Raw genomic sequence first — 22300 nt, 5'->3', positions numbered from 1 at the left:
TTATTTTCCAGCTCCTATTAACAACAAGAATTTTTTTCTACTACTTTAGAAGTCGTACAACAAGATGGATCTTCTATTTTGTGAACATCACTATCTGCTTTTGTATAAAAGAACTCCCACTCATTACCATCGGGATCCGTTACCCAAAACTTATCTTGTACTGCATAGCAACAAGTCGTATCCATCTCATCACGCGCAAAGAAACCTTCTTTTTCTAATCGTTCTTTATGTAATGTAATTTCTTCAGCTGTATCCACTTGAAAACCAAAGTGATTTACTTGATTTCCATTCACTTCATCTCGTACGTTTAGCGTGAAATTAAGTCCTGGCGTCTCTAATAAAAATTTTGCATAATCTACTTTCACCTTAACTGGTGACACACCAAATACCTTTTCGTAAAATTCAATAGACTTCTCTAAATTCGTAACGTTTATACCAACGTGAACATATATCATAGCTTATTCCTCCTCTTTATATGTTATTAATCAATTTTTTTTGATTAATAGTGCAAAATTTTAACAACAGCTACCCTTTCCTGTTTTTCTAAAGATACAACATAATTCTTCTGATAATAAATTATTTACTTCCGCATCATTTAGATCATAATAACTCCACGTACCTTTTGTTTCTTTTACAATTAAACCTGCATCTAATAAAATCTTTAAATGATATGACAACTTAGATTGCGTCATTTCAAAAATCTCTGTTAAATCACATACGCAAGTCTGGCCTCGCTGGCAAAGTTCATACATAATCTCTAAACGCTTCTGATCAGCCAACGCTTTAAACTTTTTCTCATATAACTTAAAATCTTGTGTCACTGTAGTTCACTTCCCTTCATCAACTTTTTTTGATGCTTATAGTATATACGCTATTGAGTTTATTATACAACTTATTAATCAATTTTTTGTGATTTAGAAAAACTTCCTCCCATTATATCTTTGCTACAACTAAAAAGGACCCCAGCCTTTTCAAAAATGAAAAACTACGGCTTTTTTTACAACTTAATAGTTACAATATTTCCGAGAAATGGAGTCTCTATAACTATTTTAAATTTTAATTTGATCATTATAGAGTAGTGCCCCATCACCATCAATCTAAGAAAAACAAATACCCCAAAATGAGAAAAATTGATATAACTCTTGTTTTTGGTGCATATTCATAAAAAGCACGTTACTATTCTCTTATGTTAATGAGAATAGTAACATGCTTTTAATTACAAAAATAGTTTTAATCCTTAAGTTGATGGTTGTGGGGCGGTACCCTATGCCCATCAACTTAAGAAAAAGAAATGCCCCCAAAACGAAAAAATGAGCGGCTTCTCAGAATAGCTATCTGTAGAGAAAGAAAAATTTAATTTAGGGGGATATGAAAGTATTAGCTTGATGGTAATGTGGCAGTACCTCATATAAAGAAATTTTAAACATCTTAATCTGCCTTTCCTTTATGTAAATATGGGAATAACGAAATTACCCCAAGGATAGCTAAACAAGCTCCAATCCATAGCGGAGATACAAAACCATATCCTTTACTGATCCCAAGACCACCTAGTGACGAACCAATAACAATACCTAGCGTAATAAAAGAACTATGAACGGTATTTATCATTATTCCATTACTAGCTGTCTTCATCACCCTCGCAACCATAGCTGGATTCAATGCTACACCAGTTAAACCAATAAAAATCGTAGAAATAACTGCAATGTATTTATTCTCTGCACTTAAAGCAAATAAAGACAACGCTATGATTAATATAATTAATCCACCCATAAGTATTTTCATTGTAAATTTATCAGCGAACTTGCCAATTATTATATTCCCAATTACTGTCGCGCTACCATAGAGAGCAAGTAAATATGGAATACTTGCTCTTGAAAACCCTGTAACATTTGTAAAGATAGGAGTGAAATAACTAAATGCGGCAAACGTACCACCAATAATGAACATACTTGTTACGTACGCTGCCCAAAGATGAATATTCTTAAATCGCAGAAGTTCATCTTTCCAATTTAATTGCTCTTTATTTGAAGAGGATGGTAACAACCGTTGAATCATAATTGCTGATACTAGCACAAGAACAGAAACAGCCCCAAAACTAATACGCCAGCCAAAATATTGCGAAATAACGGTTGTTATAGGTAAACCTAATACAGTTGCGAACATTAAACCTGCAAGTACAATTGATGCAGCTTTTCCCCTTGAATCAGAGTGAACCAATGTCGCAGAAAAGGAAATCGCAACTCCAAAAGCTGAAGCTGAAGCAATACCAGTTATAATACGTGAAATCATCATAATATCATAGTTCCAAGCAATAGCTCCGAGCGATTGACCAATTAAAAATATGAACATTAAAAACAATAATGCTTGTTTGCTGCGCATTCGTAAGAGGATTGCAGTTAAAATGGGGCCTCCTATTACCATTGCTCCTGCATAAGCTGAAATTAAATACCCAATGGATGATACAGAAACCTGGAATGCAAGAGCAAGTTCATTCATCATACCTGCAACCATAAATTCTGATGTAGTCATACAAAAGATTGCTAAAGCTAATAAATAAATAATCGATGGCATAAAAACACTCCTTATCCATTACTGTAATGATCGGTACAAAAATAGTGCGAAAAAAGGGCGCACTAAGCGCCACAAATAGACTCTACTGTTCCTTTGATAACTTGTTCAGACAACATCCGATTTTGCATCGATACATTAAGAACACGGAATCCGTAATAACTGCTTAAAAGCAGACTAGCTAATTCTTCAGCTGATTGCTTCTTTGAAATTTCACCTGTTTGCAATCCTTCCTCCATCACTGTTTCAATAGCTTGTTTAAGAAGTTCAACATGCTTCGAGAAAATTTCTTGTACCATTAAATCGTTTTTAGCACGTTCTATACTGGCATTAATCAATAAACATCCTTTTTGATCCATATTCTCAAAGTCTTCTTTCAATGCCCATTCAAAAAAATTACTTAATCGTTCTTTAACTGGAATTGGAGTATGTAACAATTTCTTTTGTTCCCTAATCCCAATTTCATGGTAGCGTTCTAATACTTGTTTATACAGTTCATGTTTACTACCGAAAGTATTGTATAAACTTCCTTTTCCAAGTCCTGTATCACTGCATAAATCTTGTGTAGAACATCCTTCATATCCTCTTAACCAAAATGTTTTCATTGCAACATCTACAATTGAGGAATAATCAAACTCTCGAGGTCTGCCGCGTTTATTCAATCGTATCCTCCTCTCATTTTAAAGATAATATGAATAGAATACCCTTTTTGTACCATGCGGTCAATAATTTTGTTTTAATGTTACTGTAAAATAAAATTGGATTATTTTAGATTATGAATAATTAAAAATAGCCCCCTTATTCAAATTGCCTAGCGAAAAAATCACGTTTTAATAGATTTCTTTATCATCTCTACCTTTCTATAGATTACTAGTTATGAAACGAGGATCGTTTCATAACTAGTAATTTACTTAATTAGCTTGCTGGTTATGGAGTAGTGCCCCTATAAACAAAACCCTCCAGAGACATCTATAATCTGCCCTGTTACCCAGCGGCTATCAGAAGAAGCAAGGAATGCTACTACATCTGCAATATCTTCAACTTGCCCTATTCGTCCGAACACAGATGAATCCGTAGCAAAATTCCGTATTTCTGAATCATCTAGCAATTTCGCATTGATATCTGTCTTCGTATATCCAGGCATAATTGTATTCACTGTTATACCTCGTTCTCCAAGATGTTTAGCTAGAGGAAGTGTCATCGTATTTAGTGCACCTTTACTTAAACCGTATGCAATGGACCCTGTAAAACCAAGTCTTACTTCCGCTGATGAAATGTTAATAACGCGCCCTTCTACTCGTAGTAACGGTAATGTTTGCTGAATTAAAAAGAATGGCGCCTTAATATTTACGGCCATAATTTCATCAAAAACTTCTTCTGTCGTATTTTCAATCGTCCCTTGTGTACCTATCCCTGCATTGTTTACTAAAATATCAATCTCTGATGTACCAACTCTTATTTGTAATTCATTCTTCAATTGTTCTACTATTTTTTTGACACCATCCATTAAATTGAGATCAGCTTCAATTAAGAATGCCTTTCCTCCATTAGATTCAATCTCACTAATTGTTTCATCTGCAGCTATTTTATTTCGGCCGTAGTGAATCGCAACTAATGCACCGTCGTTTGCCAATCTCATCGCAATCGCACGACCAATGCCGCGACTTGCCCCTGTTACTAATGCTACTTTCCCATCAAGATTCTTCATTTTTTCCATCCTTCCTAAATTCCCTTTTGATAAACCCTATACTTATATTTTCATGCAAATACTAATCATTTTAAATATAGATTTATAGGTAATTTAGTTCGTTCACTTATGATATTATAGTTATAATTTACAATTCACTTTAGAAAACATAACAAGGAGGCTACACAATGCAAAACGCTGTAAAATTGGATGAAATCGATCATAAAATTATGAACCTGTTATATGAAAATGCGAGAATTTCTGTTTCAGAAATAGGACGAATTATATCCATGACGCAACCTGCTGTAAAAGAACGTATTAACAAGCTTGAAGATCAAGGAGTTATAGCGGCTTATCGAACGAAATTTGAGCCTGCAAAAATTAATAAAAACATTCAAGCATTCATCATGTTTAAAACGAGCCAATGCTCTGATTTTATTCAATTTTGTAATGCCGCTCCTGAAGTAACAGATTTATACCGAATTAGCGGGGAATTTAATTATATGATGAAGGTCATGAGCGATTCGATGGATTCTCTCGCTACATTTTTAGACTCTTTAATGCAATTTGGATTATCGTCTCCTTTAATTGTTTTAAAGAGTGAGTTTGAGGAGAAATTGTCGTTCTAATAAAGGGATACGTATTATCCCCGGCTAACAGTAAAAGTTTTTCCTTTATGAGAAAAGCCAATGAAATCAATGATTAGTAAACAAAAAAAGAACATTGATATTTCAATGTTCTTTTTTATATCTCTACTTATGAATTAGATCTCTATTCGAAAAAAGCACCTTAATCCCCTTACCCCTGATTCCTCTGCGCCTCTCTAAACTCCTCCTTCACCTTCTCTAACAACCCTTCTTCCGTAATTAATCGATACGCCGTATTTGCTAATGCTTTTGCCGATGTAATTAATGCTTTATCTCCAAGTTCTGAACGTGCTGCTTCTCTAAATTCATTCGTATGTGCAATTAAATCATCTGGTCCGATTTTAATGTACGGATGAATTGTCGGTACGACTTGACTTACGTTTCCTGCGTCGGTTGAACCAATCCCTACTCTTTCTTTACGATTTACATCTTCACCTAATAGTTCTAGTTCTTCCGCTACGATATCGTTATATGTTTTTGTTACGAGTAATTCATCGATTTCATTTTGAAATTGATGGATTTTTACTTTTGCACCTGTTGCTAATGCTGCTCCCTGTGCGATATTTTTTACTTTTTCTGTTACTTCTGCACATCTTTTTCGCGTTGCTGCACGGATGAAGAATCTTGTTGCGGCATAGTCAGGAATAATATTAGGTGCTTTTCCGCCCTCAGTAATAATGCCATGAATTTTCACATCTGACGGAAGTTGTTGGCGAAGTGCGTTAATACCGTTATAGAGCTGAATAACCGCATCTAATGCGTTAATCCCTTCTTCTGGCGAAGCTGCAGCGTGAGCTGTTTTTCCGTAAAAATGAAAATCAAGTGGATCGACTGCTAGTGAAGGACTCGTTGTCGCTGTCTTTCCGCTCGGATGAATCATAAGCGCCGCATCAATGTCTTTAAATAAACCTGCCTTTACATAACTTGATTTCGCGCTACCATTTGGCCCGCCTTCTTCTGCTGGCGTACCAAACACGACAACTTCCCCGCCAATTTCTTCAAGCGTTTCTGATAATGCGATTGCTGCTGCAACGCTAATTGTGCCGATTAAATTGTGACCACACGCATGGCCTAGTCCTGGTAAAGCGTCGTACTCCGCTAAAAATGCGATTGCTGGTCCTTGTTTTCCAGAGCTTTTTCGCGCGATAAATCCCGTTTCATGTCCAGCTATATTGTGCTGCAACTGAAATCCTGCACTGCCTAGCAATAAACTTAACGTTCTAGATGCATAAAACTCTTGGTTACCAATTTCCGGATTCGCATGAATATCATGACTTGTTTCTATGTACTTTTCCTTATTTCTTTCGATACTCTCTTCAATTGTTTTTCTTTGTGACGTTACTCCTGTCGCTCCCATTTTTCTTCCTCCTTTTATTTTCACATAAAAAAGCCTCTTTCTAAAGATAGAAAGAGGCTTCTGTATATACAGTCAAAATGAGCTTCTTTCTTATCTTTCAAGTTACCTTGCTGGAATTGGCACAGTATTCATAACGAATCCGCTGCCGAGGTATCATAGGGCCAGTCCCTCCACCTCTCGTGATAAGAATTTTCATAAAATTATATTAAATTATTTTTTATTCTAAGTTCATTCCAAGTAAAAGTCAAGGAATTCCTATCCGAATTTACCGAATATCTAAAAATCCTTTTAATACACCAATTGTCTCAGGTGCTTGCAGTCTTGCACATACGTACGGAAATTCCGTACTACCTTCAAACATCATTTGAGATGTAAGCGGTGCGCCTGCCCAGAAGATTTCATCATCAATTACGATAAACGGGAATGCTTTATTTTGTCTTTGTAACTTTACATTTTTCAGTGGAACTGGTCCATCACTATAAACTGTTATTTGCGCATTTGTACGCATTAACGCTTGCCATACTCGCTTATCCACTTGTTTTGTACTTGGAAGTGAAATAATAATTTTTCGTTTTGAGGCTAAAATATCTTTTAATACCCCTTTCGTTTCCTCAAGATTCATTTCCATAAACCAGCGTAAACGTTTCGTAATTTTCCGTTCCCACAATTGTCTTGATGTCGTACGATCATACACATCTCCGTGACGTTCTATATGAGCTGTTAATTGTGATAACGCTTGTTTTCTCGAAAGGTTTTTACGCATATAATGGCAATCAGATAATTGAATGAACTTCCCTCTCGCCCTTGTCACTGCTACATTGACGAGGCGATGGTTTTTGTGATCAAAGAATAATATGCCAGGTCGTTCTTGCGGATAACTGTCAACCGTATCAAAGATCATCATATCTCTTTCAGAGCCTTGGAACTTATGAACTGTCGCCGCTAAAACTGGTATGTTTTGATATTTCGTTCTCTGCAACATTTCTCTAATACACGTTGATAAAAAGCGTGACTGCGCCCTGTAAGGTGTCACAATACCAATTGATTGCACACCATCTAACAATCCGATTAACATCATTTGCATTGCTACTAAACCAGACATAATGTTAAAACGTGAACCAGAAGCAGCATCTTTTAACGAAAAAGCTCCCATTTGGCTCGTATCAAATAAAACACTCGCTTCATTTGCGAACGGCTGCAATTGCGCAAGTTCTTTACGCTCTGAAACAGACGGATGATCGTGTACTCTATTTTTATAAATAAACGAATTCGTAAACTTCGATATATCCGCATGCATACGTCTTTGTTCCTGCAACATAAATAGGTTTGGGTGTGCTTCTGATTTATTAACAGACTCAACAATCCCAGCATGGTAAAACATATCTTCCCCAAGCCATTTACGAACGAGTTCATGATTTGCCATCGCAATTGGAGGTAACTGTAAAAAGTCACCGCAAACGACGATACGTTTTCCAAGTGAAGCAGCTAATGCAATTTGCGGAACATATGCCATACTTACTTCATCTACAACAACTAAATCAAATGTACGCTCATAAATAAGTGAATCAATGGCACATTTTGATAAAGTTGCGCCGATTACTTTTGCATTTTCAATATATTCTTTTTCTACTTCTTTAATTTTAGCCTTTTGCTTTCGAAGATCACTTTCAATCTCTTGTATACGCTTCTTATCAGCAGATGTTGCTTTATACGATAAGATTTTTTCACGAAGATCTTGTCGTGTCTCTTCTAAATAGAGTCTTTCCTCACCCCAAGATCCGTTCGTCGTTTCAACTAACTTCGACGCAAGTAACGTTTCATGATTTCGTATATGTTCATGTTGACTATAACCGTAACGAACAATTTCACCAGGCGTCCATTTCTTTTTCTTCTCAATTTGCTTGGTTACTTCACTCATTAATACGTCTACTGCCGCATTACTATGAGCCAACACAAGTACCGATTTTCCTTTTTGATAATGAGCCGAAATAATACGTGATAAATTGTAAGACTTCCCTGTTCCCGGCGGTCCCCATACGTACGTTGTCGGATTATAAAACGAACGATATGCCAGTTCATTTTTTGGATTTTTCATCTTCTCAATATGTTTCGGACTGCTCGTCCCATCAACAAGACGCTTTATACGATTACGTTTCAGCTTATCTTTACGTGCTTCTTTCAATCGCTCTTGTAGTTGCTCTAACAATTGCCACGGTTCACTATATAAAACCGCTTCTCTTATTTCACCTTGTATATAATCATTTAATTTCAGCTCTATTTCTAATCCATGTATAGATAATACTTCCCCTGTCGCTTCCTCACCATCGAACTTAATTCGAATGGGTGAACCTTCAGGTAAGCTTACTTCCGAAATAAGCTGAAATACGTATACTGTACTTTCATAATCTGTATATAAAAAACGACCGTTCATGATAGAAATTTTACTACCACCTATCGTTTTCCAATGTTTAATTTCATACGCTAATGCATAATGCCACTCTTTCATCGTTTCCGATAATGAAGGAGTTTGAGTAGTTGTATTCATCGTATAATCTCCTTCCTTCTCCCCAAACATACTTTCTCACTATACCATATAACACGCTAAAATTTGTAAGGTTTTTATCTTGCTTATTTTCTTAATTTTCAATAATATATTGTATATAATTTTCAGAAAGAAGGAATCTACATGCCAGTTAGAAGAATTGAACACGTTGGACTTATGGTTGCAAACTTAGAAACATCTATTTCATTTTATGAAGAAGTAGTCGGCTTACAGCTCATGAAACGTATGGGTCATCCGAATCCAGACTTAAAACTCGCTTTTTTAGGTGTAGAAGAATCAAAAGAAACGATACTAGAACTCATTGAAGGCTACAACTCTTCTCTTCCGGCAGAAGGAAAAGTACATCACATTTGCTTTAAAGTGGATTCATTAGAGGATGAGATCGAAAGACTAAAGAAACAAAAAGTAACCTTTTTACTAGGAGAAGAAATTGAAACATTACCAGATGGAACACGTTACATATTCTTCGCTGGTCCTGATGGAGAGTGGATTGAGTTTTTTGAGACGGAGAGATAAAGTGAAACTTTAATCAATAGGGTCTTGTTGCCCACAAATAGCGGGATAAATAACTTTATTATCAACATGAGGAGTAGAAACTGATGAATACAGTTTTTATTATCGTTTTTTGGATACTTATACTATTTCCCCCGCTTTATATAATCCTAATAAAGAAGTGGAATATAAAAGTAGCTGCCTTATTTGTTGGAAGAATTCTATTAAGTATTGTCTTTTTCATAAATGGAATGGTGTTAGGACTGCAACGAAATTGGATAGAGCCTCCCTATGAAAAAGAGTGTGATTTACGGACACTTAATGCAGGATAAAAAATCACATCCATTCTTCAGCTATTATTTAGATTTCTATCAAATCACAATCCCTCCCATTCAACTTACACACTTTTACATCGCTTCAAGTGTTTTTACTATCACACAGCTTCAAATTCATAATATACTGTGAAAGAATGTAAATACGAAAGGAAGAGTTGCAATGGGAAAACAAGTATACATAATCCACGGATATACGGCTTCACCAACTAGTCATTGGTTCCCTTGGCTAAAGGAACAATTCTCAGACGATGAAACGCAAGTATCCATTCTACAATTACCTAATTCGTCAAATCCTAAAAAAGAAGAATGGTTAGAAACGCTTGCTACGGAGATAAAATCTATAGATAGCGAAACGTATTTTGTAGCGCATAGTTTAGGATGTATTACTCTGTTAAGCTACTTAAATCAACTAAACACATTACCAAATTTCGGTGGATTTATTCTAGTATCTGGCTTTTCTGAGTTTATACCAACCATACCTTCTTTGGCCTCTTTTACAGAAGAGATTATAAATTATAAAAAAATAAACGCTGCAACGAAATCACGTGTTGTAGTTGCAGCAAAAGATGACTCTATTATTCCGTTTCAATTCAGTCAGTCTTTATCGCATCAATTGGATGCGTCGTTTTCCTCTCTGGAAAAGGGTGGTCATTTTCTAGAGGATGATGGCTTCACTACTTTCCCATTGGTGTATAATACTTTACATACAATGATGAAGAAATAATAAATGACCTATACGAAATTCATGCTACTTAACTAGGAGAAATCCTAGTTTTTTTATAAAAACTATTTTACCTATTATGTCGTTTTATTCGTTTCCCCTACCCTTATTTCAGCATCTTTCATAACCATTTATCAAAAATAACCGATAGATGATTACTTTATTTCTAGATACAAAATTAATCAACCTTATTCTCATCTAACATAAAAATTAATAATGAAATTTAACAGAGTTGAAAAGAAAACGAACCACTTTCTGTTAGAGAGTGGTTTTTATAAATACGAATATTACATGTTATAGAGCTTGTATGTAAGTAATTACTTCCCTGTATATTCCCTTATTTATTGGGAGAAGAATCCCCGTTATATTACTTTCTAATCAGTCTCGTTAAAGCCATCCCAAGAAATCCAGCACCCATTCCTATTAGCCATCCAGTTTGGGCATTTCCTAACATAGATCCCACTCCTCCACCAAGAAACATGCAGCCAACAAATACTAATCCTCCAATTCCCCAATTCGGTCGATCCATAATTCAATCACACCCTTTCAATAAAACATATGCTATTAGCTACCTAAACTTTCTTGCATAGGATAGTTAATTAGTTTGCTTAGGTTTAGCACTTTCAGGGAATTCATCAGATGTGGAGATTAAAACCATTTGAATGGATTGCAGAAGGATGATTTTTTTATATTACAATACCTTAAGAGTTGTGGAACAAATACTTCTTCGACTAACCAGCTAATAGAAGTTTGAAGATTTTCCACCATCGGGAGCTCGTTGCTATTAAGCTAAAATGTCATTTAGGGGAAGAATGTATTTCTTAGGGTACTCCATCGAGTTCTTATTGTTGCAAAATAAGCAACATATAATCAATTAAAATAACGTAACCACCCACATTAGCAACAAAATCATCAAGAAAAGGCATTCCAAATACGGAACACCTTCTTTCATTTTATAAATCCATCCACTTAAATCTATTTTCCAAATATAACATTCAACACATTTAAATCTTCTATTTAACGTAATCAATTAACTAAAAAAATTTGTTAATTGCACAATGCTCTTCTCACTTTTCTTGCGAAATTTAGTGGATCATCAACGTCTTCAATATTAACGTAAATTAAATTTGGATCATCACATAACCACTCATTGTGTATAGACGAAACGATTATTCCTTGTTTAATAATTGTCGCCACAAATTCAGTGACTTCTTTTTGTAAGAGTGCTACTCGGCCTAGGCATAATGCCCGTCCAGTTTTATTGTCTCGTGATTCGAATGAAAAGGAAGTTGTTACTCTAAAACGTTTTCCCAAGATTGTTGCTCGTATTTCATCTCGGTTTATTGTTGCCACGCATTTCCCACCAGCGAATCCTTCTTGACCGCCAATGATTCTTGCAAACTGTTGACAAATTGATTCCTCATTAACCGCCATACCTTTAATCATTCCTCCTTTTACTATTAGATTATGAATTCATACATAGGTTTGCAACGGTAATGAATCTATTTAGTTACAAAAAATCTAACGAAATCTGTTTGCTCAATTATGTTACTAGAGTTTAGATGTTGCAGTGTTTTTTATTTTTAGCTTAATAGATATAGGAGCTACTTCACTGATATTAAGTTAAGCAACGCAGTCTTCCCACAATGTTCATTTAACAAATAACTTAAACTGCCTTTAGGTGGTATAACTAGATTCCTTTATTCTTATTTTTCAAATGGAGCACCGAAAAGATTTAAACTTATCATAAATAAAACCCCAGAAATCCAAAGGTCTCTGGGGCTCCATTATATATTTAGCTCTTTTTGCTTTTTGTTTATGTCTATACAGCAAATTTCGGCTTATTAGAGAAATCACTAATAAGGTCAGAATTAATAAGATAAGTTGCATAAATGATAAATCAAAATATTTAGCACCTGTAACGATTAAAAGTGTAGAAATCGTGCCTTTTACAACGAAAAAAATAATAACCCATAATCCGCCTTTTTTCCAGTTCATTTTATATTACCCTTTCCTACGTTTAAATTCTTAAAATATTTAATGATAGTTCTTAAATGTGACAACTTAATAGAAATCTATTATATTAACAAAAAATTCATGTCTAATTACATGCAACGATTCTATATTAAATGAAAATGATATTCATCGTCAATTTTATTGACTATTTGAATACTTATTATTTCTTTCTACTTTGTTTCTTATAAGCAATACACTTTTATATTCAAACAAAAACACCTCCATTACATTTGCACACTTAGTATGCGAATGCAAGAGGTGTTTTTTTATATACCATCAGGTAAGATTTCCTGCTTTGTTTATTTCTTGATACGTAGCTATTTTTTAATACACAATAACTGGATCATACGTGTTCAAACTATCATATACAGTTTTTGCAACATTAGGAAGAAGGTTCACACACCCACCTGATCCTCCTGTTAAATAAGCATTATTTCCCCAGTCTTTGCGCCAGCCGGCATCGTGGAATCCTTGACCACTATTTGTGAATGGAACCCAGTAATCTACTTTAACCGCATAATCAGCTTTTCCTACTGCGTTACCTCTTAGCGTATATGGTGTTCGTTTATATAGGACGTACCACACACCTGGTGATGTATCTTCACCAGTACTATGTTTACCAGTTACTACATTTGTTGTAACAACTAATTTTCCATCTTTGTAAATCCAAATTTGTTGCTCTGCAATTGAAACTTCTGCATACGTGTCTCCGATGCCATTATTCGATGTTGTTTTATAACCGATACCTTCCTTCTCCCAACCATTTCCGTGAATATTAGAAGCAGAAAGCGATTTTTCGCCTTTCTCAAAGGCTTGTTGAACTTGTTTAGTTTCTTTTTCAACATCTAGTGCCCAGCCGTATCCTTCTCCTTTTACTGATATGACTGAACCGGAATGAGTTTTAAATGAGAAATCTTTATTTAATGTTGATTTGGCATTATTAATTTCAGTAATTTTCTTCTTAATGTCACTCGCATCAATTGTAACTTTCATATCCTTTGACATAGAGGCATTTTGAATTAAATCTTTCGCTTTTAAAGGATAAACTTCATCCTGCACTTTATACTCAACAGACTGCCCAAGAAGATTCTGTAGTGCTTTCTCCTCTTTTTTGACAATCGGATCGTCTTCTTTAATAGGTTTTATGTATGCAGACTTCAGATGAATTTCGCTTTTATATTTTTGCTTATCATAATCTTTCAGTAGACTAGTAACATCATACTGTTTTCCTTCAACACTTTTCGAAATAACAATTTTCCCTTGTTCTAGCTTCGCCATAGCATCTTGAGGCGCTTTTAATTTCTCATTCATAGAGATGAGCTTTTCTTCTACAAGTTTTTTCAACGTTTCACTACGATACTGATCTGCCTTCTCTGGTAGCAATGAATAATTTTCTACCTTTGAGGAAGGGAAAAATGTCCACTGGTTTTTTAATAGTTTCTTAACTTGAGGCAAATCTTTTTCCGTAAGTTCCGTTTTTGTATCTTTTTCATCTAAAATTTGTTGTTGATCAACATAGACTTTGTTTGCTAGTCCAGATGTCTTTAATTTCTGTATTGCCTGATCAGCGCTCAGACCACCAACTTTTGTGTCATTAATTGTAACATTCGAATTGAAGTGAGTTGCCTGATAATAACTCATTCCCCCAATAAGAAGTGCAATTACACCAATACCCGCTGCAATAAACTTCCAATTTGTATAACGTTTTTTTGATCTTACTCGTTTTTGATCAATTTCTTCAACTGATTCATTTGTTGTATTGTTGTTCATCAATCTTTCCCCCGTATGCATTAACGTCAAACGATTTTCAACTAAAATCATAAACTAGTGTACCTTATTTTTCCTAAAATTTCATTATTTCCGACCACATTTTATCGCAATTTAATGATTAAATTTAGATTTTTCAATAGTACGATGCATTGCACAGCCCTTTACAAGTTATAAAATGAAATTTCAATCAACCGTTATACCAAGGAAATTAACTACATCTTCTTTGGAAAACTTTTTCTCTTTACGCAAATACGAATTATATTATCCATTTTATGAACATCACCTCCTAATTTTGTCAAAAAAATAAACGATAGTCCTTCTATCTAAAATGTAGAAGGACTATCGTTTTTTCAGTTAGAGTATTTGTATAATCGTTTAAGTTTTTATTTCCTGAAGGTCAAACTTGATGAAGATGATGAAATTTCATCTCATAGCCTTTAAATGAAAACATTATGTTTTTTATGGCAACCAAGTTTATTTTCTTAGCTTGATGTACCCACATATCCAGCAGCCTAAGATGAAGTAAGAGTCTGTTCAACTAGATTTTTTCTAATATTTTTAGGAGCATCTTATTTCCCCTCGTCATATTTCACTAATTGAATTTAAAACACATCCGTATGCTATTTAGTAAAATTTACGATTCGAGACGTAATTATTGCAGTAATCAAGATAATACTAGCGGTTATCAAGCCAGATTCTCCAATCCAAATCTCAGTTTGATACCCTGTACTTGCACGTGTGAAAGGTCCTTGAATAATGGCATTCCAAGTAGCATGGATGATAACCGAAGGCCAAATGCTACCTGTGATAAGTCGTAAATAAGCTATAATATAACCGAATGGTACAATACAAAGATAGATACCAAGTACTGAAAGAACGACAGATGGTCCCGCTACATATAGACCAGCAATAACTATTGGAACATGCCACGTTGCCCAAATCAATCCACTAATAAGGATGGGCCGTGAAAACTCTGCATCGACTAGCCTTGTGAGCATATAACCTCGCCAACCCATTTCTTCTCCCAAAGCTGGGATTAAGCCAAGCAAACTTCCGAAAATGCCGCTCAATACTACTAGATAAATGAAGCTGAATGGTGCCGTTACATACTGAAGCCCAAGCATATTGTAGATCGGTTCTAAAATAAACATACCAACTTCGGGATACTGAAACCCCGCAATTCCGCTCGACCAGGCGATAGAATAAGTAATTCCACAAATAATCATAGGGATTAGCAGAGCAAAACCAATCCCTTTCCATATCTTTAAGTTACCGAGACTAAAAGATACATCTTTAAACCCTTCTTTCAGTATTATGCGAGTCAAAATAGAAGATAATGCTGGGGTAAACATATATACCACAATAAGTGGCATACTTTTCGTAATTATTACTACTACATTTAGGATAATTGAAGTAATGATTAAGATACTCAGAAAAAGTTGAAGTCCTATTTTAGCACGTTGGATTTTATCTTTATTGTGGAACGATTTTGCGTGTAATATCATTTTAATCCGCCCTTCCCCTATAATTCACTTGTTTATCGAATATACTTCTTGTCATTTCCACAGACACAACTTAGAATAAAAATATTTTTGTATACAAATTCATTCATCTTTAAAATCCCTCCCCAATTTATAATCTAGTCTTACTTACGACTCATCAATGTAATTATTATTTATAAGTTGTCATAGCGGATAGTACAAAAGTGTAATGATTAGTCTATGACCTGTGTCAATTAACCTTATGACAATATGTAACTAGAAAATATGATATGGGATAGATAACAATTGAATTAAGGCAATTGATTCGTGCAAGTACAATGAATCAATCTTGCTTTTACAAATAATTCAATTGAGGTGGAAAAAATGAATAAGAAAAGAATAATTGCAATGGTTAGTACAGCTTTATTAGTCACAGGATGTGTAGAAGTAGGAAAGGCTCAAACAGTAGCAGTCGAAAATTCAAATCAATCAATACAAAAAAATATAGTTAAATCAATACAATCACAGGCTTATCCATTAAAAACGATAGAGCCGTCAAAATCATTTGAGGATTTAAAACCACTTAAGAAAATGATTGGGAGCGCACAATATGTAGGATTAGGAGAGAATACTCATGGAAGCTCTGAAATTTTCACTATGAAGTTTCGCCTTGTGAAATATTTGGTTACTGAGATGGGTTTTACAAACTTCACAATGGAAGAAGATTGGGGAAACGGCTTAAAACTAAATGAATATATCCAAACAGGAAAAGGAAACCCTAGAGAATTTTTAAACTTGTTATATCCTACTGATGAAATTATAGCCATGGTTGAGTGGATGAAAGATTATAATGCTGATCCATCCAATAAAAAAAAGATCCAATTTATTGGGCTCGACTTAAAGGAGTTGGACCAAGGTTGCTTTAATAAAGTAATTGATTATGTAAGGGTGCATCGACCAGATTTGCTGGCAGAAGTAGAAGAAAATTATAAAGAATTGCCGTCTTTTACTGGCAGTTTACAGGAATATATGAAACTTGCTCCTGAAATAAGAGAAAAGTTCAAGGCAAACGCTGAGAGAGTAGCCCAATTACTAAAAGATGAGAATGGGCAAGCCAACACAGAAATAGCTTCACCCGAGTACATCTGGGCGAAAGCAACGGCAAGTGCAATAGAGAAATTTACCACAATGCTACTTCCTAACGACTTTCCAAGTCTGTTAAAGCTACATGAGCAATACATGGCCGATCATGCAATGTGGGCACAAGAGAGATTGGGTGGTAAAACGATAGTGTGGACACACAATATTCATATGGCTAAAGGAATTATCGATGAGGAATCATACCCTTATGCCTCGGGGCAGTTTTTGAAGGAACGTTTAGACAATAATTATGTCACAATTGGCAGTACAACTACGGAGGGGAATGTCACCTTATACAACGACACCCAAGATAAGATTATAACGGATCTGATTCCACAAGATGTAAATAGTTTCAATTATACCCTCGGAAAAGTACCATATGAAATGTTTTTATTAGATAATCGTCACCTTAAAGGACCAGCAAAGAAATGGGTTAAAGCAAAAAGACCATTACTCAGTATAGGGGCACGACTCTTACCGAACAAATCTGTATACTTTGATAAATCATTGCTTGAGCAATTTGATATTATTTTTCATATTCGAAAAACAAGTCACTCTCATATTAAATAAAAATACAAAACAATCCCGTTCTTGCAGATGCAAAAACGGGATTGTTTTATGGAGATTAATATACGCATCTTTTTTAACCAGAAGTAGGTTGTTCTCCCCTTTTTAACATCATTTAGAAATGTCATATGACACTTTTACACTAGTGAGAATGACAAAAAAAGCAGTATGATTCGGTTATTATATAGATAGGAGCGATGAACTTTATGAAATCAAGATTCATACAGAATGGTTATTTTTTATTGCTAACTTTCGTTACAGGATTGTTTTATTTTTGTTTTTATTTAATAGCTCTGCTATTCAGCTTCACCCTTTCATTTACGGTAATTGGGATTCCACTAGTTATACGCGTACTACAGACTACTACAGCTTTTATCCAATTCGAGCGCATACAGACGAAAATTTATACAGATATTTCAACAGACTCTTATGACAGAAGTATAACAATAGATACATCGAACTGGACTCAGGTGAAATTAGTGCTTACAGATCGTCGCACTTGGTCTGCTGCCTTTTGGTTAATGCAGAAATTAGTGATTGGCATTTTCAGTCTCATTAGTGCAATTATTTTTTATGTAATGCCACTTATGTTCCTGTTAGCACCACTACTGTATCAATACATCGAAATGAATATTATATTCATACAGATAGATACGTTTGCCAAGTCACTCTTTGTAATGTTTATGGGTATAGTATTTACCGCCATAAGTATTAGAATAGTAGAACGTTTGACAAAGAAAATTGGTGGCTATACCCGTAGCATGATTCGGCAACTAAATCGATAGAAGTTTCCCTTTTGTGAGAAAATTGTAGTGTAAAATTAAAAAGTATAACAATGTATGAAGGATTAATTTATAATATAGGAAGTAAAATGGTAGGCTACTTAGGGGGGAATAACTTGTTAGATATGGTTAAGTATTGGGTTTGGTACGATTGGATTATGTTAGGAGTCCGTATACTTGTTAGTGTCTCTATCGTCGTAATCACATTAGATTTTCAGAATAGTTTGACACTACCACTTTGGATTATTATTTTTTGGGAGGTTGTTGCCTTCTCGATTCCATGGGTAGCCTTACTGTTCAATTACAAATATTACTTGTTCACAGAAATACTGCTATATGGTGGACTATGTATATATTTAACCTCCTTATTTCCGGAAGCTAACAAGACATTTCTTATATCGGTGTTTCTAATTGCTGCGAATAGTAAGCATTTGTCCTATTATTGGACAGCTCCAACAACAGTTTTTATAACAACTGGAATTCTCTATGCGGTTGCACCAAGTAATAGCTATTGGATTTTAGTTACCTACTATGGACTTGCTTATGTAATGGGATTCGCTTTCCATTTACTAATCGTCAATCATAAGCAAAATGAAGCGATTCGTAAACAAAACGCGGTACTTGAGCAATATATGTCTCAAATTGAACGCATTACATTGGCAGAAGAACGGAACAGACTGTCGAGTGAGCTTCATGATACAGTTGGTCACGCTTATACTTCTATTATTATGGGGATGGAAACGTTGCGCACCGAACTTGCTACTGAAATGGGTATACAGAGGCTAGATTCTCTGCTTGAAATGGGACGGAAAAGCATCGAGGACGTGAGAGGTTACCTACATCAAATGGATTCTCCATGTCAATCTCCTTCCTTGATTCAATCTCTACAAAATCTTGGAGCCGAATTTCAGGAGCACGCTCAGGTAAATGTAAGTTTTAGGACATTCGGAGAGGAATATCAACTATCTCGGCAAGCGAAGATCACATTCGTTCGTTGCTTACAGGAGTCCCTTACGAATGCAGTACGTCATGGTCAGGGAACTGAAATTATAGTTTCATTGCAGTTTGAACAACAATATACGAGATTAGAAGTTCAAGATAATGGAAAAGGAAATGTAGAATGGCAGGAAGGCTTCGGTATGAATGCGATGAAAGAACGAGCAATGAACTTGCAAGGTCAATTGTCTGTATATACAAAGCCAGAGGAAGGAATGCTTGTTACTTGTACCATACCGCGACAAACTGAAATAAAAGATGGACTTATTCGTTTGTTAATTGTAGACGATCAGCCATTTGTCCGGGAAAGTTTGAGGACACTACTCGATAGATATGAAGATTTAAATGTAGTCGGTTTAGCTGAGGATGGCAATGAAGCCATCGATTTGTGTGGGCGCCTTCAACCCCATGTTATACTTATGGATTTAGATATGCAGCACATGGATGGAATCGAAGCAACCAAAAAGATTAAGCAACAATGGCCACATATCCGCGTATTGATTTTTACAACGTTTCAAGATACCGAACAGGCAGTGGAATCACTTCGCAACGGTGCGGATGGTTTTTTACTTAAATCTATTGAAACGTTGGAGCTAGCCAATACGATCCGACTTATTCACAAAGGTGGAACACTGATTGATCAGGGAATGTCTCACAAAATATTTGAGAAGTTCGATGAACAAAAAGAGACACCACAATCAAAAGCAGCCGCTTATGAGCTAACAGCTAGGGAGATAGAAATATTACAGCTAGTAGCAAAAGGACTTCGATACACTACCATAGCATCAAGGTTATATTTGTCAAATGGTACGGTCAGAAATTATGCTTCTACAGCTTATACAAAGCTAGGAGTCTGTAACAAAGAAGAAGCTGTTCAAAAGGCTCTAGAAATTGGAATTATTGAATAAAAAAGTATTTTTTGTTTCTTTACAGCAAGATGAAATGTAGTTACAAAATACATAGAGGATAAACTTATGAATTTAATTGGATATCATTTTTTATAGGTAAATTTCTTGAAAAATTTAACCCTGTTTAAAAAATTTAAATAGCGTTGCTACATATTGAATGTAGCAACGCTATTATTTTCTATATTAGAAATTAGACATCTTTATTATTGCTATAGGGAAGGCTGTTTCAGGTCTTTTCACCTGAAGATTCCTCTAAGCCAAATGCCCCCTCCCTAATACACTTGTTGCCTCTGAAAATAACTATTTAAAAATATGGTTGCTAATTTCATTTCAATCTTCCTTGCACCCAAGTGGCAATATTATTTATAACATACTCTGGGATATTAGCAGGCTATAATATTCATTCGATTGACTTAATTCTCCATCTCCTTCTGTAAAGAAGTGATTTCACTTTCGATACAGTCGATAATTAATGTTATCTCTCTCTTAATTGTTCTTTCCAAAAAGGATTATCTATCATTCTTTATGAATAACATCATTACATTGATCTTTTTTTCGAGAGTACAATTCCTTTATATAATTGAACTGTAATCAAGTAATAAATCGAATAAATTACTACAAAAATAACAAGTGGTAACCAAATACGAGAGTACGGATTGATTAAAATAGGACTAAACATGTTCATACCAAATAATATATGAGTAATCCCGACAATTGCTGGGAATAAAAATATGAAGTATAACTCTTTATAGATTGAGTTTGTTAATAATTCTCGGCGGACAACAATTTTACGAAACGTTTGATAACGTGCCACATCTTTTGATGCTCCCGACAGAACTTTAAACATTAAGCAACTTGCCATCGTTGCTAAAAATGCAACTCCAACGAAGAACCCCATAAACATTAGTCCGCTAGCAAAATCATGACTCACAATATTGTGACGAAAAACCGGGAAAATAATAATAACTAGTTACTATTATTATTTATTTGTCACTTTTAAAGCATCTAACACTATCTTGGTTGCTTCTGCAATAAGCTTATCATCGTATTTAGCATCCTCTTTATCATGATTAGAAAGTATCGCAAGAACAATTGGTTTTTTATTTGGTGGCCAAATAATTGCGATATCATTTCTGGTTCCATAAGATCCCGAGCCAGTCTTATCAGCTACTTCCCATCCTCCTGGAACTCCGGCACGAATTAAGTTGTCTCCGGTAGTATTCCTTTTCATCCAATCTATTAATAAATCCCGTTTCTCAGTTGAAAGTACATCTCCTAGCGTAAAAGCCTGAAGACTAGTAGCTAATGCCTTTGGGGTACTAGTATCACGTACGTCTCCTGGAGGCACTTCGTTTAATTCTGGTTCAAAACGTTCAGGATTTGTAACGGTGTCTCCTACTTCTCTTAGTGATTTTTTGAATTCACTAGGTCCACCTAATTGTTTAAGAATAAGATTTTGTGCAGTATTATCACTATATCGAAGAGAAGCATCTGCAAGCTCTTTCAGGGTCATACCACTATCAACATACTTTTCTGTAATTGGATTGTAATTAACAAGATCTTTACGGGTATACAAAACTCTTTGATTTAGATCTTCTATTGATTTCTTTTGTAAAAGTACTCCCACAGCTAAAGCTTTGTGGGTAGATGCGTATGCAAACCGTTCATCTGATTGATAAGTAACGGTTTGATTCGTATCAGTGTCCAATGCATAAATACCGAGTTTAGCATCAAATTCTTTTTCAAGTTTAACAAAAGAATCATTACCAGTAATTTCTTGTTTGATTTGATTTGTTTGTTTCGTTTGTTTAGGTAATTCAGATTGAGTATTACCATCAGAACAGCCTATAAGCGTTGCACATGAAAGAAATACTACAGGTACCATCTTTTTGTAATGTAAAATGTTAAAAAACTTGTTTAAGACTATCATACATTTTCAACCTCTTTCAAGAATATATGTTTTTTAGATGTTATACATATCGATACAATTAAAGAGTGTATCGGATATCACTCTCTTGCATCTCACTTTTCATAAAATGAGTGAACTATCATGAACCCCTGTTTTATACGTATACTTAATAGACAACCTAAATAACAAGTTTGTTCCATTTTTATCAGTAGTCGTATCTAGAAATCTAAAAAAGTCCATTTAGAAAATCTGAACTGAACCCAAAAAATTAGACAAATATATTAAGCAGCTACTAAGGATTGAACTCTGTATTGCACAGGGGACAATCCTTTTAGTTTTGTTTTAATTCTTTTGTGATTGT

Annotated in this window: 20 protein-coding genes, 3 pseudogenes and 1 riboswitch; of the genes and pseudogenes, 7 read left to right on the top strand and 16 right to left on the bottom strand. The window is 34.9% G+C overall.

The window, feature by feature from the left end; genetic code table 11:
• Positions 1-17: 17 nt before the first annotated feature.
• From ACS2CR_RS16990 to ACS2CR_RS16970, 5 genes are all read right to left on the bottom strand, one after another.
• Positions 18-455, bottom strand: a complete 438-nt coding sequence (locus ACS2CR_RS16990; RefSeq protein ID WP_000640876.1) for an ArsI/CadI family heavy metal resistance metalloenzyme — start codon at positions 453-455, stop codon at positions 18-20.
• Positions 456-515: 60 nt separating this feature from the next.
• Positions 516-821: an arsenical resistance operon transcriptional regulator ArsR gene (arsR, locus tag ACS2CR_RS16985; protein WP_002101104.1), complete on the bottom strand. Its 306-nt coding sequence runs from the start codon at positions 819-821 to the stop codon at positions 516-518.
• A 607-nt stretch (positions 822-1428) separates the two neighbouring features.
• Positions 1429-2571 (bottom strand): MFS transporter, encoded by a 1143-nt coding sequence (locus ACS2CR_RS16980; RefSeq protein ID WP_001139232.1) that lies wholly within the window; start codon positions 2569-2571, stop codon positions 1429-1431.
• Between the two features lie 62 nt (positions 2572-2633).
• Positions 2634-3230 (bottom strand): TetR/AcrR family transcriptional regulator, encoded by a 597-nt coding sequence (locus ACS2CR_RS16975; RefSeq protein WP_001042191.1) that lies wholly within the window; start codon positions 3228-3230, stop codon positions 2634-2636.
• Positions 3231-3511: 281 nt separating this feature from the next.
• Positions 3512-4276, bottom strand: coding sequence for an SDR family oxidoreductase (locus tag ACS2CR_RS16970; protein ID WP_016111604.1), 765 nt, complete (start codon positions 4274-4276; stop codon positions 3512-3514).
• 167 nt (positions 4277-4443) lie between these two features.
• Here ACS2CR_RS16970 and ACS2CR_RS16965 point away from each other — a divergent pair, with 167 nt between their 5' ends.
• The gene (locus ACS2CR_RS16965) at positions 4444-4884 is read left to right on the top strand and encodes an Lrp/AsnC family transcriptional regulator (RefSeq protein WP_001178562.1); all 441 of its coding nucleotides are present in this window, start codon (positions 4444-4446) and stop codon (positions 4882-4884) included.
• Positions 4885-5053: 169 nt separating this feature from the next.
• Here ACS2CR_RS16965 and ACS2CR_RS16960 read toward each other — a convergent pair whose 3' ends face one another.
• Both ACS2CR_RS16960 and ACS2CR_RS16955 read right to left on the bottom strand, forming a co-directional pair.
• Entirely contained in the window at positions 5054-6259 is a 1206-nt protein-coding gene (locus tag ACS2CR_RS16960; protein WP_053514243.1) for a M20 family metallopeptidase, read from the bottom strand.
• 87 nt (positions 6260-6346) lie between these two features.
• Positions 6347-6448, bottom strand: a riboswitch (SAM riboswitch).
• A gap of 76 nt (positions 6449-6524) precedes the next feature.
• Positions 6525-8834 (bottom strand): AAA domain-containing protein, encoded by a 2310-nt coding sequence (locus ACS2CR_RS16955; protein ID WP_053514242.1) that lies wholly within the window; start codon positions 8832-8834, stop codon positions 6525-6527.
• Between the two features lie 111 nt (positions 8835-8945).
• On the opposite strand from ACS2CR_RS16955, the gene ACS2CR_RS16950 reads away from it, so the two are divergent.
• From ACS2CR_RS16950 to ACS2CR_RS16940, 3 genes are all read left to right on the top strand, one after another.
• Positions 8946-9338: a VOC family protein gene (locus ACS2CR_RS16950; protein WP_001145286.1), complete on the top strand. Its 393-nt coding sequence runs from the start codon at positions 8946-8948 to the stop codon at positions 9336-9338.
• Positions 9339-9421: 83 nt separating this feature from the next.
• Positions 9422-9646, top strand: a complete 225-nt coding sequence (locus ACS2CR_RS16945; RefSeq protein WP_053514241.1) for a hypothetical protein — start codon at positions 9422-9424, stop codon at positions 9644-9646.
• Positions 9647-9809: 163 nt separating this feature from the next.
• A complete protein-coding gene (locus tag ACS2CR_RS16940; RefSeq protein WP_053514240.1) occupies positions 9810-10373 on the top strand; it encodes an RBBP9/YdeN family alpha/beta hydrolase in 564 nt (187 codons plus the stop codon).
• A gap of 364 nt (positions 10374-10737) precedes the next feature.
• Here ACS2CR_RS16940 and ACS2CR_RS16935 read toward each other — a convergent pair whose 3' ends face one another.
• The 5 genes and pseudogenes from ACS2CR_RS16935 to ACS2CR_RS16915 all read right to left on the bottom strand — a co-directional run bounded on the left by ACS2CR_RS16935 (position 10738) and on the right by ACS2CR_RS16915 (position 15661).
• A complete protein-coding gene (locus ACS2CR_RS16935) occupies positions 10738-10899 on the bottom strand; it encodes a hypothetical protein (RefSeq protein ID WP_170924139.1) in 162 nt (53 codons plus the stop codon).
• Between the two features lie 518 nt (positions 10900-11417).
• The gene (locus ACS2CR_RS16930; protein WP_002204749.1) at positions 11418-11804 is read right to left on the bottom strand and encodes a DUF1259 domain-containing protein; all 387 of its coding nucleotides are present in this window, start codon (positions 11802-11804) and stop codon (positions 11418-11420) included.
• 366 nt (positions 11805-12170) lie between these two features.
• Positions 12171-12368: pseudogene (locus tag ACS2CR_RS16925) on the bottom strand (hypothetical protein); the annotation flags it as partial.
• Between the two features lie 342 nt (positions 12369-12710).
• Complete coding sequence (locus ACS2CR_RS16920) at positions 12711-14156, bottom strand: L,D-transpeptidase family protein (protein WP_001064059.1); 1446 nt, start codon at positions 14154-14156, stop codon at positions 12711-12713.
• Positions 14157-14776: 620 nt separating this feature from the next.
• Positions 14777-15661: a CPBP family intramembrane glutamic endopeptidase gene (locus tag ACS2CR_RS16915; RefSeq protein ID WP_000600470.1), complete on the bottom strand. Its 885-nt coding sequence runs from the start codon at positions 15659-15661 to the stop codon at positions 14777-14779.
• 360 nt (positions 15662-16021) lie between these two features.
• Here ACS2CR_RS16915 and ACS2CR_RS16910 point away from each other — a divergent pair, with 360 nt between their 5' ends.
• The 3 genes from ACS2CR_RS16910 (at position 16022) to ACS2CR_RS16900 (ending at position 20030) form a co-directional block, all read left to right on the top strand.
• Entirely contained in the window at positions 16022-17347 is a 1326-nt protein-coding gene (locus ACS2CR_RS16910) for an erythromycin esterase family protein (protein ID WP_001036181.1), read from the top strand.
• Positions 17348-17550: 203 nt separating this feature from the next.
• Positions 17551-18129, top strand: a complete 579-nt coding sequence (locus tag ACS2CR_RS16905; RefSeq protein ID WP_053514238.1) for a sensor domain-containing protein — start codon at positions 17551-17553, stop codon at positions 18127-18129.
• A gap of 113 nt (positions 18130-18242) precedes the next feature.
• Positions 18243-20030: a helix-turn-helix transcriptional regulator gene (locus tag ACS2CR_RS16900; RefSeq protein ID WP_053514237.1), complete on the top strand. Its 1788-nt coding sequence runs from the start codon at positions 18243-18245 to the stop codon at positions 20028-20030.
• A gap of 325 nt (positions 20031-20355) precedes the next feature.
• On the opposite strand, the pseudogene ACS2CR_RS16895 reads toward ACS2CR_RS16900, so the two are convergent.
• The 4 genes and pseudogenes from ACS2CR_RS16895 to ACS2CR_RS16880 all read right to left on the bottom strand — a co-directional run.
• A pseudogene (locus ACS2CR_RS16895) lies at positions 20356-20547 on the bottom strand (alpha/beta hydrolase); the annotation flags it as partial.
• A 21-nt stretch (positions 20548-20568) separates the two neighbouring features.
• Positions 20569-20964, bottom strand: a pseudogene (locus ACS2CR_RS16890) (ABC transporter permease); the annotation flags it as partial.
• A gap of 45 nt (positions 20965-21009) precedes the next feature.
• Positions 21010-21960: a class A beta-lactamase gene (gene bla / locus ACS2CR_RS16885; protein WP_053514236.1), complete on the bottom strand. Its 951-nt coding sequence runs from the start codon at positions 21958-21960 to the stop codon at positions 21010-21012.
• 260 nt (positions 21961-22220) lie between these two features.
• Positions 22221-22300 (bottom strand): IS3 family transposase (locus ACS2CR_RS16880; RefSeq protein ID WP_131229404.1); only part of this gene is annotated, 80 nt, incomplete at its 5' end.

Source organism: Bacillus cereus group sp. BceL291 (assembly GCF_051776705.1).
Classification (GTDB): Bacteria; Bacillota; Bacilli; order Bacillales; family Bacillaceae_G; genus Bacillus_A; species Bacillus_A cereus.
This window is presented reverse-complemented; position numbering and strand designations above follow the sequence as displayed.